This is a genomic window from Exiguobacterium sp. s168, from assembly GCF_018619035.1.
Classification (GTDB): Bacteria; Bacillota; Bacilli; order Exiguobacteriales; family Exiguobacteriaceae; genus Exiguobacterium_A; species Exiguobacterium_A acetylicum.
This window is the reverse complement of sequence record NZ_JACSNE010000009.1, coordinates 23820-37179: the sequence shown is the minus strand read 5'-3', so window position 1 is coordinate 37179 and position 13360 is coordinate 23820. Positions and strand designations below refer to the sequence as shown.

Here is a 13360-nt window from a genome sequence, read left to right as displayed (position 1 = left end):
GTCTGCTCGAGCGCGGACATGCCTGGTCGTTCATTATTCTGCTTCCGTTCGTTCAATCGTGACGACACCCGGCGGACGATGCGGGAAGGTCAACGTCAGACCGGCAAAACGACAAATATCATCTTCGTTCGGTGCCCGGTGCACCCAATCAATCGTCTCTTGTCGTGCTAGCGCGTGGCGAATCCGGTTATCGGCTTGTATACGCGAGATCCCACGGCAGTCGACGTTCGTGATGTACGTCGCTTCGTCCGACTCGATTTGTTGCCAAATCCCGAGGATCAGTTGACCAATCGGACTGACGGATTGACCATCCGGTTCTTCACTACTGACGGCATCGTCGAGCATCTCGATGACAGCGTCACAAGTCTCACCGGAAGCGAGCAACCGCGTCGACCCTTGTTGTAGAATCCGGTATCGCGTCACACCGTTTTCGAGCCACAAGCGCTGTGCGAATGGATTGACCGGAACACCATGGAAAAATGTCTGTGTCCCGCGCCAAGCAAAACCAAATGATGGGTCGTACGCCCGAATCGTTGCCATGGCGCGATCATGGAAATTAGCAATCGTTTGTCGTTCCGTTTCCAGGAAGGTCCGGATTGCATCTTCATCCTCTAACGGTACCGACTGTGGTGTCACGGTGAATAATTCTGATTCCGGTAAGCGATGTGGGGACAAAATCGTTCCGTCGAAGCGATAATCGTTCGCCGGACGTCCGGTACGCCCGACGGATAAACGCCACATCCGTTCTTCCGGCATGAAGGCATAACTTTGATGGGCGAAAGGTGGCGCGACGAACAGTCCCGGAAACGGATCGAACGTTTCGACTCGTAGGACGTTACCGTCATACCAGCACTCTTCGATCAGACGGACGAGCCGCCCGACGGGTGCATTACGGTCCGTCAGGTAACGACCGGTATTCGCATGAAACCCGAGCAAGAACTCGCGCTCTTCTTCCTGGAAGGTCACCATCAAGAGTTGGAACAACGAGGCGATCTGTTGCTCGACGAGTTGTGAATCTTCCTCCGTCTCTGCCTCAAAGGCGATCATCTTCCAACCGGACCGCTCATACAGATGGATCGTCACCGGAAAGAACAGGAAGGCACCATGTGTCGCTTCGAGTTTGACCATATCTTGCATCGCTAGGCGTTCTGTCAGTAAGGAAAAGCCCATTCGTTCGAAATGATCTTGCAGCCGTCGTTTCCAATGTGTGAACTCCACGCAATCCTCTCCTCTCGCGAATTATGCGCCGCGTTTTCGTAACGGATTCTTTGACCAGTAGATGTAGAGACCAACGAGTCCCGCGATGCCGATGATATAAGACGGCGTTCCGCTGACTTGAATCAAGACGTCCGGTGCCGGGAAGACCGTCACGAGCAGTGCCTTGTAGGTTGAAAAAAGAATGAAGCTGATGACGAATTGAATCCACACCCGCGGTTTGACTTGTTTAAGCTTCGGTGCCGTGATGACTTGTGACATCGCGTCGATCAAGAACAGAGCGATGATCGAGAAGAATAAGTAATCAATCAGGGCGAATTGGAACAATCCATCGATCCCTTCGATGAAGATGAACATCAGGATCGACGAGACATAGTTTCGCGTCCAACGTTTTTGTGTCTCCATCCGGTGCCGCTGCGGTAATTCAGCGATCATCTGATCGAGGCGTGCTTCGACCGATAGACCGTGAATCTCTTCGAATGGACGCTGTTTCCGCTGGGCTTCATAGATATCTGCCCGCAGACGGTCTTCAATCTCCGTCCGGTCCGGTTCTGCGACATTTAGGTTCAAGCGTGGTAAAACGGTTTCTAATAGACGTGTGTTGGCTTTCGTTAATTTCAATCGATTTCCCCCTTTTTCATGTTTAAGTATACTGGGTTTTTGGGAAAAATACGTAGTGGAAGTAAAAGATTGCTTGACGAAACGATGAAGAATGTTCAGAATTATTAAAATATAGTGTCGGAATCAGACAGAAAGGACGTGCCGGACCATGCGTCAAACATTGACGAGCGCCGCCTTGATCACCTTGCTGACAAGTGCGGGCATCGCCTTCCCGTTGGCTGAAGCGAAGCCACCCGTGGACCAAGAACCAGTCGAACTCGATCAGCAACAGGAACAAACGCCTGAAACAGAATAACAATAACCCGCGCTCAAGCAGGAGCGCGGGTTATTTCATGTATCACTAGGTTGGGTGACGCTTTCCTCAATCGTGACGGTCCACGTAACGACCGTCGTGCTGTCACGAACGCCATGTGCCTCGAGCGTCGAGAGAAGTTCTTTGACACCACCTGATCGTAAAGTTTCCTCGATCTGCACTGCGTCAGCATATGGGGTTCCCGGGCACTCAAGCAAACCATCCGTCGTCACGAACAACTGATTCTCGCCTTGGCGCAATTCGCGGACACCTCGTGTATAACTCGGCACCGGTAACGCAAACGTGTTCGCGCGTCCAATCCATTCATAGAACTGACGCTGGTTCAAAGCAGCTTGTCCCATCCTCATCAAATCTGGGTGAAACAAATACAAGACGACGTCACCGACCGAGAACCACCAGATGAACCGTCCTTTGCGGACCGCAATCAGACAAGCCGCCTCGCCTTGCAACGTCGCACACGCCGCTAAAAAGTCCGGATCTTGAAACAGATCAAGCACGGTCGTCTCGATCCGTCGGAATGCTTCCGTAAGTGGTGCATCCAGATCAGTCCGAATGCGCGACTCGTGTTGTGCCAACTGCTGTAAGACAAGTGCCGCACTATCCGCTGTCTTATGAGCGTCTAAGACGATAGTCATCTCCCAATCGTCGCCGATCAAGATGGCAACCCCGTCTTCGTTTTTATACTGACCGCTTCTTGAACAGCCTCCGAATCGCCCGAGCGCCACCCGACCGATCTGGTCGATCTGCTGCGTGTCGACGAATGGTTCGTCGGACCCGACCCAGTAGTAGGATGGATGTGTCGTTTGCATGCATCAGTCTTCCCTTCTTTACATCTCCCGCAAGTATGGTTGCAAGAATAAGCGTAATCGTTTTTCGTAGTTGTCCGGGTCCATCGTATACGTCTCGTCATGACCGGCACCACGAACCGGATACAATTGTTTTAATCCCGTTTTTGCTTGATACAGTTCATACATCATCCGGATTGGAACGAGGTCGTCCTTCATTCCGTGAATGAACATTGTCGGAACCCGACTCTTCGTTGCTTGGCGCGTCACCGAGACGTCACCATAAAAGAAATCCTGCTCGCCTTTGTTCCACATGCTCGCAACCGTCAGAGACGGCAATGCCGGGTAACGAATCTGTTCGTCCGCGAGTAGACTGAACCAGTCGTCGAGTCGGGCGTAAGCCCCTTCGGCAACGATTGACCGGACTTGTGTCGGTACGGTCTCGCCAGAAGCGAGTAAGACGGTTGCCCCGCCAACACCAAGTCCGTGATAGACGATCCGTGTATCGTCTCCGTTTTCAGCAAGCAGGCGCTTCGTCCATTCCAAGACATCCAGTCGATCGAGCCAACCGTAGTTCCGGACGCCGCCGGTTCGTTCCTGTCCACGCCGTTCAATCAAGAGGACGTTAAAATCAGCATCATGGTAATAGCGGGCAAGCGCATAAACACCGGTTTGCGAAAATCCGATTTCGTCCGGTACGAGGAGGACTGTCTGTTTGCTATCGTCAACCGGTAGATAACGCCCGAAGCGGACGATTCCGTCCTTCGACCATTGCTGTGTTTCGCTCGTTTGTTTGAACCATGTCTCGTCTTTCGTCACTTGTCCGTCCGTTTTCGTCGTTTTCAGAATCGGAGAAGCATCCGACTGACCAATCAATGTTTCTTGCATCCGGTATCCGTCATAGATGATGAACAGTAGCAGACACGTGACGAGCAACACGATGCCGATTCCCCATTTGCGCATGTGCTTCGCTTCCTTTCCGACAGTGAGTCTTTCCTTATTCGTCGTCGGTTTTCACTTCCCCTGCTAACGGGGTCGAAAGGAACGATTGTTTATACCAGCGCTGTAAGGCATCGATATCCGTTCGTTCAAAATAGAGCGCGTTAAACGCGGTATTGCCTCGCAGTTGAATCTCAATCCGGGCAATCTCCTTTGCTTCGAGCCAGCGCGAAACGGACCAGGTCAATTCCTCGATCTTCAGTCGTGGCGTATAGACGGTCTCTTTTTGAACCCATTGTTTGCGTAACATCAAGAGGTCATGTCCGGTTCCGAAACGTGTCTTCCGGTAACCGCTGCGCACTGCGAGGTAATAGAACGGTAACCAGATAAATAGAAGCAAGATCAAGAAGCGCCAGGAAGAATCAAGGACGATGATGACGACACTGCTTAGTGCCGTAAACAACAGCGCATAACCGAGTAACGGCCAACGAACCCGGTAGCGAAAGCCGATCGGTGCGACATCGTACTGTGGGTTAAACTGGCGAAAGCGCGGCAGATACGTCGCCAGGAACGCATCAATCTCGTTCGTTCGGATGAACGGATGGAGCAGCAGTCGCTCCTTCTCTCCAGTCGCCGAGATGATGTGTAAGGACAGGCTAGCCCGTCCAATCAACCGCTGAATCCAGCTTTCCTGAATGACGAGGGCTTGAATCTTATCGGCATGAAACGCGACCTCGGTCCGGTTCAACATTCCGTACCCGATCAATAATCGGTTGTGTTGCAAGACGGCACGGTACGAACCGTATTTCAAGATATAGACGATGATCGAGCCGATGTAGATGACGAGTAAGACGAGGACGCCAAGCCCCGTCAAGACGAACAACGATAAATGCGCGAGCTCCGAGAACAGTCGATCGACATACCGTTCAATGAACTGATCGATGAACTGATAAGCGGTTCCGATCCCGACGAGCGCCAGTCCGACGCGTCCCGACAAGGCACCGGCTAATGCCAAATCGCGGACCGGGATCGTATAGGCGACTTCCTCCTGTTGTTCTTCGACGACGAGTTGTCCCTCGTTTTTGATCGACGACTTCAGTTCTTTCGCAAAATCGAGCCGGATTCCCTTTAGTTCGACTTCCGGGGTTCCGCTCTCGGACGACGTCTCGACGGTCAACGTCGCAAGACGCAACAGTCGTTCGATGACATTTTGCTGGATGCCGATCGACTCGATCCGTTTACGTTGTGTCGTCCGTTCACTTTTTTGGAAAATCCCTTTGCGAACCCGAATCGTCTCGGCATCAATCGTGAATGTATAAAAATACCAGGAGGCAATCCCGTATAAGAGAACGAACACAATCCCGACACTGATCCCGATCCACGTATAGGTGTTGATCTCGCCTTTGCGGATCGCATTTAAAATCAAGGCGGCGAACGGAATCAGGAGCGAGCGGATGATCGAGATACTCGACATCACGATGAACAGCGGGTGGACGCGCCGGGTCATAACGATTCCTCCTCCCGCTCCTCGAGTTTCGCGAAGCGTTCGACTTGTGTGCGTAGCGCGTCTCCTTGCGCGCGGTCGAGACGAGTTAACGTGACGAATCCTGATGCTGTCCGAATATCAAGTGTGATCAAATCATAGCGACGCAGGATCGGTCCCGTTTGACTATCGATCAGTTGCACCTTCACGAGTGGCACGGTGACTTCGCGGCGGAAGAAAATGCCGTTGCGGACGACGAGAAATTCCTCATCGATGCGATAACGCATATACTTCAAGCGAAGAACGGGTATGTAGACGATACGGGGAATGAAATAGATCAGCCAAAGCAAACTGACGATGCCCATCCACCAGGGTGTCAGGTCGAGCCACATGACTTGGGTGATCGTCGTTCCGATCAAAATGACGGCGATCAAGCCGTGTAACGGCAATAATCCGAGCCGTTCTGCTCGAATCGATCGTTCTGGCAATGCATGCCATTGTACAGTAGACATCAAAAAACACTTCCTTTCGTTTCCATTTACGGTTAAAAACGTCGCTTGGTTTCAGACAGCGGTTGACATTTTGTTTGATTTCATCGCATATATAGAAGTGAAGAACTGTACCACCAAGGAGGAACCATGTTAACTTTTGAAGAAAAACTACGAATTATCGAGACCTTCCCACAGCTCGTCCGAAAAGATGTCTCGCTGAAGCGCGTCAATTTCCAATTCCCGGACAGTCAGTATGAGAAGAAGAATCTCGTCTATCATTTGCATCCGAACGGGAACGGCTTCGTCTATGCCGCTGGTCTACCAGGTTATGAAACGGACGAAAAAGGCTTCGTCAACATCCGTGAATTCTCAGAGCCTGCGTTGATCCTCTTATTAGAAGAGGCGATCAAAGCACTCTCAACGGTCCAGTCCGTTGAAACACTCGAAGAAACATGGGTCAACGATAACCAGTTCGAATTGACCTTACTCAATGAAGATATCGACACGTGGCTTGTCTACGCTGGCGATCTCCTCGACGGTGCGTTCAACTCGTACAAGGAAGCCGCAAACTATCTTGAAGAAGAAGGCTTCCGCCGTAAATAAGACAATGAGCGATCCGGTTAATCCGGGTCGCTCATTTTCATGACGAGACGATTCAGTGCCGCTTTGACGACGCGTAAGTCTTCTTCGTCGACATCAAGTGTCTGGACAAGATCGAGCGGAACGGTCTCTGCTTGTTTCCGTAACGCACGACCGGCATCCGTCAAAAAGATCTGGATGTGCCGTTCGTCTTCCGGCTTACGGACGCGTCGCAAGAGATCTGCCGCTTCGAGTTTCTTCAGCAACGGCGTTAACGTCCCTGAGTCAAGATGAAGCCGTTCACCGATGGCTTTGAGTGATTGTCCCTCCTCTTCCCAGACGACGAGCATGACGAGATATTGCGGATACGTCAGACCGAGCGGTTCAAGTAACGGACGATAGCGACGCGTGATTTCACGCGAAATCGCATAAAACGGAAAACAAAGTTGTTCATCTAACGCTAACGGGTTCATAAAAATTCCTCCAATCGTGAGCAAACGAGTTGCATTTCGATTTAAATTGTATACAATCTAATTGTAAGCTACTTATTTGAATCTAACAACGAAAGGGAGTTACACACATGAAACCAATGTTCACATCATCTGCAACTGCTGTCGGAGGTCGCGACGGACGCGTCGTATCGGAGGACGGAATTCTTGACGTCGCTCTCGCAATGCCGGTACCAGGATCGAAAAAACAAGCAACGAACCCAGAGCAACTCTTTGCTGCAGGATACTCTGCATGTTTCGACTCTGCATTGAATCTCGTTGCTCGTAAACAAGGCATTAAACACGACGGTAGTGAAGTCACAGCACACGTAACGTTAAACGAAGCAGCTGACGGATTCATGCTTTCAGTCGAACTCGATGTTCTCGTCCGCGGGATTTCAGAAGAAGCTGCGGCTGAACTTGCGAAAGTCGCGCATACGGTCTGCCCTTACTCGCGTGCAACTGCTGGAAACATCCAAGTTGACGTCTACACACGTACAACTGACGCAGAATAAGTGTAGCATTTCTAGCCAGTCTGAGGTTTACTCTCAGCTGGTTTTTATTTTTTGTTATAATTTCGGTAATTGAAATAATTTTATTTTAGATGATAAACGGTTGCTCTCACGAAAAGAACAACCGCCCTTATTTTAAAGTTGATGAACCGATAAGATGACGAGTTCCCCGGATACGGTGACATAATAGGCATCCTCGAACCGATAGCGTTCATTGTGTTCCGCGTCATAGACGGTGACCATCGGTTCCGCGTCGTCTCCGATCGCTTCGTGTAGATAAAAACGTCCATGTAAGACATGTTCGAACGGTTCCTTATCGAGGAATCGGGCACCGTTGCGTAAGTTGATCACTTCATGATGGTGCTCGGACCGGTCATTGACGATGAAGATCGTCGACTCAACGTCATCGTATGTGAAGTCGAGCGGTTCATAGTCACTCCACTGAATCCGGGCAATCTCTTCGACACTCGCTTCCGTATCAATCCGGTAAAAGATTTCTTCGTTCAAACGATCGGTATAGGCACTGAAGATCAGATGCCCTTCCTGTTCTCCGAGATACTGGACGGTATCCCCTTCCCCTTCTAACTTCAACAAGGTTGCTAACGATAAATGTTCAACGCCGCGTTCGATCTCCTCGATCAAGGTCGGCAGTGGGGCAATCAAGAGACTTTCCGAGTGGTCGATCGGATCTTCTGGTGAGATGACACCACTTTCAAGGGCGTCATAGAACGAGAACTCATCGAGCCGAGCGTTACAGACGATGTACTCCTTCTCTTCGAGCGTGACGAGAAAGAAATAGAGTTCCCGGTAATTCTCCGTCATCCCGTAGAGCCGTGGATCGCGAATCGTCTGCCGCGATTCATCCTTAACGTCATACAAAAATGCGGACGTCGTATCCGTCGTCTGCAAGAATACGAGATAGTTCTCATTGAGCACCCAGTAGAGTGTCAAATCCCCTTCGACATAAAACGACGCAATCTGCTCCCGTTTACCGGACAAGAGATCGATGACGAGCACTTCCGTCTCCCCACCCTGTTCTTGCGTATGTTCATTTAAGCAATAGACCTTGCCTTGCCGGACGAACGGTCGGGTTGGTCCGTGATCCGTCAAGGCTTCTGGCGTTAGATCGACCTGTTCCTGATCTTCAAGATCATACCGGCTGATGTGGTAACGGGCGTCATCAAGACGACGTCGAAAATAGATCGACGATGGGGTGACATGTAAGACATCCATATGATCGGCGGGTAAAGCACGGGCATCCACTATTTCCATGATTAATCTCCTCCCGGACACGTACTACTTGTCTTTTTCCCACGAATCGTACTGCTTCAAACAGGGTCTTGCTGTGCGTTTAACGAAGCAGAGTGCTACAATATGGCTAGATGACTACAGGATGAGGAAGGTGCGAAACGGTGCAATCACAAGATTTAAATACGATGATGCTCGAATATGTCAACGATAAGGAAGAATATGATGCCTACGCCGACAAGTTGAAGATGCTCTTGTCCGAGCTCTTGGACGCGGCAGGCATTAAATATCACTCGATCGTCGCCCGGACGAAGGACTCCGAGAGTCTATACCAAAAAGTCTTACGGCAGCCGAACAAATACCGTTCACTTAAGGACGTCCACGACTTGACCGGGATCCGGATCGTCACTTATTTCCATGATGACGTCCGGGAAGCGGCACGAATCATCGAGAATGAGTTTGCGATCGACCGCGATCAATCGGTCGATAAGTCGACCTTGCTCGATACGACGGAATTCGGTTATCTCTCGGTCCACTTCGTCGCATCGCTCAGCGATCAGCGGCTTGCCCTGAGCGAGTATGGTCGCTTCAAGGATTACACGGCTGAGATCCAGATTCGCTCGATCCTGCAACACGCGTGGGCAGAGATCGAACATGATCTCGGATATAAAAATCCGAACAGTGTCCCAGCAGAAGTCCGGCGCAGCTTCAGTCGAGTCGCAGGATTACTCGAGATCGCCGATCAGGAGTTCGTCAACATCAAGAAACAGTTGAAACAATTCGAAGACGAGACCGTTCAACAAATCTTGTCTGACCCGCATCAAGTCCGGATCACGGCAGATAACTTGAACTACTTCATCGATCACTCCCCGGTCATCAACGAGCTCGATAAACGACTCGTTACATCGCAAATGATGCTCGATTCCGATCAACAATTGATCAACGAACTAATTCGGATGTTCCATTATGTCGATATCCGGACATACGGGGAGTTGATTGAAGCCGTGACGACGCACAGTCCGCTCGCCCTACGCTGTGCGAAGGTCATGCCGAATCCGTTCCTGCCCCGTCAAGGAATCGGCATCGCCTATATCTGCATGGCGCTGACGATCGCTGGCGAAGATACACACCGGATCGACTACTTCTTCCGCCGCTTCTATCCAGAACTGCGCAACGTCGAAGAGATCGTCGCTCAAGTCGCCCGTGTTGCCGAATCAGATGATTCAAGAGAAAAATATTGATTAAACTAAAATTTTTCACTATACTAAATCACGAGTGAAAGAAACTACGGTATAGAAAGAGTGAACGATACATGGCAACTACACTAGAAGTAGCACAACGCGATCAATTGATCGTTGATACGGAAAAAGGATTACGGATGAACTACCGCGCAATCAAAAAGGACGTGCGCAGCATGTTCACGACGTACTTGACGCGTAACGAGTTTTTCATCTTAAAATCACTTTGTGCGAACAGTCCGCAAATCGCCTCTGCCCTCTCGCAAGAGTTCCAATTCTCAGCGAGCATGATCACGGCGTTAGCAGACGAATTGACGAAAAAAGAGTTGATCTCGCGCGAGCGAAGCGAACTCGATCGTCGTGTCGTCGAACTCCGCGCCACTCCAAAAGGCATCGAGCTCTATGAAAAACTCGAATCGATGAAGATGGATTACCTCGCAGACGTCTTCGAGGACTTCTCGGATCAGGAACTCGAACTGTTCCGGACGCTCTTAACGAAGCTTGAAAAAACAATCTAAGCTGTTCAAGCGAACGGATCCGGTCAGGACGACCGGGTCCGTTTTTTAGTTGATTCAGGAGGAGGAAACGCGATGTTTGATTTCGAATCGGTACAACAGTTACGACAGACGGGGCAATATGAAGCAGCGAAAGTCCTCGTCCGACAGTATGTCGAGACGGCACCTAACGACCCGATCGTCCTCTATCAAATGGCATGGTGTCATGATAGTCTCGGTGAGGAGCATACTGCTGTTCCCTATTATGAACAAGCCCTAGCGCTCGGTCTTACAGGTGAGGACCGTCTGCAGGCATATATCGGACTCGGTAGTACTTACCGCGTCATCGGTCAGTTCGAAGTTGCGTCAGACGTGTTTCATCGTGCGCTCCGTGAGTTTCCGGACGCCCATGCTCTGCAAGCCTTCCTCGCGATGACGGAGTACAATCTGGGTCAAGCCGATCAGGCTGTCGGTCGCCTGCTCAAGACGCTTGCAACGACATCCTCAGATACATCAATCCAGACATTCGACCGGGCAATCCGCTACTATGCCGATCATTTGGACGAAATCGTCAAAGAATGAACAGCAACGGTTGACGATGGATTGGTTTGCACAGCATAATGTAACAGCCAAGCGGACTCGCTTTTGGCAGGAAAGGAAGTTAAGGATGTCATCAAAAAAAGTATGGACAGTAGAAGGTTATGAAGAACAAGGGCAGGAAAAACACGGCAAAGCCAGCAAGTCAGAGACACATACGACTGAAGCCGATGCTAAGAAAGCCGCTAAGAAGATGGCGGATCAGAATGATCATCTCGACGTCTACGTCATTTATACGAGTACGGTAAACGGTAAAACAGAAGAACGATTCTTCAATTCGAACGGCAAGTATAGTGAAGAAGGCTTCGAGTGGTAATCTCCATTTTCATTTAAAGATTCACCTATAAAAACAACGGGTTCGTCTCTTATTGAAGAGAAACGAACCCGTTGTTTTTTTTAGTCATGACTTTACCCTTTATACCAAAGCGGCACCTCACGCTGGAATCCATCGTGATCTCGGATGATCCGCTGGACACGTCGTTGCATCGCTTCTATTCCGTCTAAATCGAACCGCTTTGCCCAGACGAGAGCCGAGAAGACGACCATCGCCATGTAGAGACTGTAGACACTAAAAAAGTCGGACGGTACTCCGTTCTCGAAATACCCTTCAATCATATGACGGGCAAACACCGGACTCCTCTCGACCTGAAACAGCCCACATTTGACGAAATCATGCCACGGATCGCCGTAATCATGGTTCCCGTAATCAAGGAAAGCGGAGAGATGTCCATCCTCGACAAGTAGATTATCGAGATGAACGTCGTCATGTTGCAACCGGTTTGGACGTGTCTGAAGTAACGGAATCCGCTCGCTAATGAATCGATCAAGACGCTCGATCCACGTTGGCTCAAGCAACCCGTCAATCGCTGCGCGATAGCGGTCATGTTTCGCCTGGCAACGTTCGCTCCAAGACGTCATTTCGCTCGGTGCGGTGACGTCATGAATGCGTCTCAACGCTTGCCCTATCTCCTGACCAAGCTGAGGCGCAAATTCCGGTGACTCCTCGAGCACGCTTCGAACGGTTTTTCCGGGTAGGTACGGATAGATGCCGTAAGCGGTCGTTGCGGTCCGTCCGGTCGCTAGCGGTAAGGCATGAGACAATCCCGCTTGTTTTGGAATCGCTAAAGCGGCTTCTCTTTCAAATTGACGACTAGACGGATCCGTCACGACCTTGACGATGTAGTGCGCTGTTGCCGTCTTGACGGACCAGACGGCTTGGCGCGATCGACCAGATAACTGTCTTTCGCTCTCAACGTGCGTGAGTAAGGGATGCAAAGGTAGCATATAGACTCCTTTCTGACATCAAAAAGAGGACGCATCTTGCGTCCTCTTCGTCATGCCTGTGGAATGTAGCCAGCAATGATCTCAAGCAGATCGGCATACGCTGTCTCAAAATCGATGTTTTCAATCATATAATCATAATGATCGCGGTCTTTCCACGCTTCCTCGTAATCGACGAGTCGCGCTTCAAACTCCGGTGTATCCCCGCGCATCAACAGTCGTTCCTTCATCAAGTCGGGTGGGACCGAGACGAAAATCGTGATCACCTGATCGCCAAACAAACGCTTGAAGTTCGCCGCCCCTTTCGGATCAATGTCCTTGATGACGATTTGATCCTGTTCGAGGACATCGACATACGCTTGACGCGGTGTCCCGTACCACGCCCGGTGGACGTGGGCGTATTCGATGAAGCCGTCGTCTTGGATCAATTGTTGGAACGTCTTGACGTCGACGAAATGATAGCTTGCTCCATCAATCTCCGTCGGTCGTTTCGGTCGGGTCGTCACCGACGGGATGAACCGGACGTGCGCGTATTCCGTTCGCAGACGTTTGATCAGGGAGGACTTTCCGCTGCCCGATCCACCAATCAAGAGAATGATTTTACCTGACATCGTTTTCCCCCTGTTGTTGTGTCGTGAAGTAACCTGTAAAGCGAAGAGCGAACTGTTCCAGTTCACTATCGACGACCGTTCCGTAAATCGGTCGGATGACGATTAAATAGCGTTCATACGAGATGATCCGGGATGTCTCGTTTCGTGTCATCTGGACTTGTTCTTCCGGATAACTCTCGACGTAATACCAATCGACCGCAATTCGTTCATCGGATGGGGTCTCATAAATCCAGGTCACCGTCGTTCCATCCGCAGGAAGGGTGCTTTTCAAGGTGAAGCGCTGAATCTGCTTCAGTTCCCGTTTCGCTGACGCAAGTCCTGCCTGATAATCCGCAGGACGCATCGGTGTCGTCGTCACTTGCTTCGGTTTTGGTTCCGGCAAGCGGGCAAAGCCAAGCTGAAGTCCGACGAATAAAGCGACGAGCGACAAACTGATGACGAATACGTATTCCTTGCGCATCCCTT

The 13360-nt window shown here is 50.5% G+C and carries 18 protein-coding genes; 7 read left to right on the top strand and 11 right to left on the bottom strand.

The window, feature by feature from the left end; genetic code table 11:
• Nucleotides 1–33: 33 nt before the first annotated feature.
• Nucleotides 34–1218, bottom strand: a complete 1185-nt coding sequence (locus tag KNQ15_RS07565) for a hypothetical protein (RefSeq protein ID WP_214728620.1) — start codon at nucleotides 1216–1218, stop codon at nucleotides 34–36.
• Between the two features lie 21 nt (nucleotides 1219–1239).
• Nucleotides 1240–1836 carry a DUF1129 family protein gene (locus KNQ15_RS07560; protein ID WP_029341691.1) on the bottom strand — a complete coding sequence of 199 codons (597 nt, stop codon included), beginning with the start codon at nucleotides 1834–1836 and terminating at the stop codon, nucleotides 1240–1242.
• Nucleotides 1837–1984: 148 nt separating this feature from the next.
• On the opposite strand from KNQ15_RS07560, the gene KNQ15_RS07555 reads away from it, so the two are divergent.
• Nucleotides 1985–2131, top strand: a complete 147-nt coding sequence (locus tag KNQ15_RS07555) for a hypothetical protein (RefSeq protein ID WP_023468299.1) — start codon at nucleotides 1985–1987, stop codon at nucleotides 2129–2131.
• Between the two features lie 35 nt (nucleotides 2132–2166).
• On the opposite strand, the gene KNQ15_RS07550 is transcribed toward KNQ15_RS07555, so the two are convergent.
• From KNQ15_RS07550 to KNQ15_RS07535, 4 genes are read right to left on the bottom strand one after another with little or no spacing between them, the layout of a single operon-like run.
• Entirely contained in the window at nucleotides 2167–2958 is a 792-nt protein-coding gene (locus tag KNQ15_RS07550) for a PP2C family serine/threonine-protein phosphatase (protein WP_214728618.1), read from the bottom strand.
• An 18-nt stretch (nucleotides 2959–2976) separates the two neighbouring features.
• A complete protein-coding gene (locus tag KNQ15_RS07545) occupies nucleotides 2977–3897 on the bottom strand; it encodes an alpha/beta hydrolase (protein ID WP_214728616.1) in 921 nt (306 codons plus the stop codon).
• A 34-nt stretch (nucleotides 3898–3931) separates the two neighbouring features.
• Nucleotides 3932–5380 (bottom strand): PH domain-containing protein, encoded by a 1449-nt coding sequence (locus KNQ15_RS07540; RefSeq protein ID WP_214728614.1) that lies wholly within the window; start codon nucleotides 5378–5380, stop codon nucleotides 3932–3934.
• Nucleotides 5377–5868, bottom strand: coding sequence for a PH domain-containing protein (locus KNQ15_RS07535; RefSeq protein ID WP_214728612.1), 492 nt, complete (start codon nucleotides 5866–5868; stop codon nucleotides 5377–5379). The genes KNQ15_RS07540 and KNQ15_RS07535 overlap by 4 nt, the downstream gene beginning before the upstream one ends.
• A 126-nt stretch (nucleotides 5869–5994) precedes the next feature.
• Between KNQ15_RS07535 and KNQ15_RS07530 the strand changes: the two genes are divergently transcribed.
• Entirely contained in the window at nucleotides 5995–6450 is a 456-nt protein-coding gene (locus tag KNQ15_RS07530; protein WP_214728610.1) for a hypothetical protein, read from the top strand.
• 17 nt (nucleotides 6451–6467) lie between these two features.
• On the opposite strand, the gene KNQ15_RS07525 is transcribed toward KNQ15_RS07530, so the two are convergent.
• Nucleotides 6468–6899 (bottom strand): MarR family winged helix-turn-helix transcriptional regulator, encoded by a 432-nt coding sequence (locus KNQ15_RS07525; RefSeq protein ID WP_023468293.1) that lies wholly within the window; start codon nucleotides 6897–6899, stop codon nucleotides 6468–6470.
• 107 nt (nucleotides 6900–7006) lie between these two features.
• On the opposite strand from KNQ15_RS07525, the gene KNQ15_RS07520 reads away from it, so the two are divergent.
• Nucleotides 7007–7429, top strand: a complete 423-nt coding sequence (locus KNQ15_RS07520) for an organic hydroperoxide resistance protein (RefSeq protein ID WP_029341685.1) — start codon at nucleotides 7007–7009, stop codon at nucleotides 7427–7429.
• Nucleotides 7430–7561: 132 nt separating this feature from the next.
• Here the strand turns inward: KNQ15_RS07520 and KNQ15_RS07515 are convergent, their stop codons facing one another.
• A complete protein-coding gene (locus tag KNQ15_RS07515; protein WP_214728608.1) occupies nucleotides 7562–8698 on the bottom strand; it encodes a Six-bladed beta-propeller, TolB-like protein in 1137 nt (378 codons plus the stop codon).
• 140 nt (nucleotides 8699–8838) lie between these two features.
• Here KNQ15_RS07515 and KNQ15_RS07510 point away from each other — a divergent pair, with 140 nt between their 5' ends.
• The 4 genes from KNQ15_RS07510 (at nucleotide 8839) to KNQ15_RS07495 (ending at nucleotide 11319) form a co-directional block, all read left to right on the top strand.
• Nucleotides 8839–9915 (top strand): GTP pyrophosphokinase, encoded by a 1077-nt coding sequence (locus KNQ15_RS07510; protein ID WP_235609818.1) that lies wholly within the window; start codon nucleotides 8839–8841, stop codon nucleotides 9913–9915.
• Between the two features lie 71 nt (nucleotides 9916–9986).
• Entirely contained in the window at nucleotides 9987–10430 is a 444-nt protein-coding gene (locus KNQ15_RS07505; protein WP_023468290.1) for a MarR family winged helix-turn-helix transcriptional regulator, read from the top strand.
• Between the two features lie 72 nt (nucleotides 10431–10502).
• Entirely contained in the window at nucleotides 10503–10988 is a 486-nt protein-coding gene (locus tag KNQ15_RS07500) for a tetratricopeptide repeat protein (protein WP_214728606.1), read from the top strand.
• Nucleotides 10989–11073: 85 nt separating this feature from the next.
• The gene (locus KNQ15_RS07495; RefSeq protein WP_214728604.1) at nucleotides 11074–11319 is read left to right on the top strand and encodes a hypothetical protein; all 246 of its coding nucleotides are present in this window, start codon (nucleotides 11074–11076) and stop codon (nucleotides 11317–11319) included.
• 92 nt (nucleotides 11320–11411) lie between these two features.
• On the opposite strand, the gene KNQ15_RS07490 is transcribed toward KNQ15_RS07495, so the two are convergent.
• Genes KNQ15_RS07490 through KNQ15_RS07480 form a run of 3 tightly spaced genes read right to left on the bottom strand, consistent with a single transcriptional unit; the run spans nucleotide 11412 to nucleotide 13355 of the window.
• Nucleotides 11412–12287, bottom strand: a complete 876-nt coding sequence (locus KNQ15_RS07490) for an aminoglycoside phosphotransferase family protein (RefSeq protein ID WP_214728603.1) — start codon at nucleotides 12285–12287, stop codon at nucleotides 11412–11414.
• A gap of 50 nt (nucleotides 12288–12337) precedes the next feature.
• Complete coding sequence (locus tag KNQ15_RS07485) at nucleotides 12338–12895, bottom strand: guanylate kinase (RefSeq protein WP_029341679.1); 558 nt, start codon at nucleotides 12893–12895, stop codon at nucleotides 12338–12340.
• Nucleotides 12885–13355: a hypothetical protein gene (locus KNQ15_RS07480; protein WP_023468285.1), complete on the bottom strand. Its 471-nt coding sequence runs from the start codon at nucleotides 13353–13355 to the stop codon at nucleotides 12885–12887. Before KNQ15_RS07480 ends, KNQ15_RS07485 begins: the two co-directional genes overlap by 11 nt.
• Nucleotides 13356–13360: the final 5 nt, after the last annotated feature.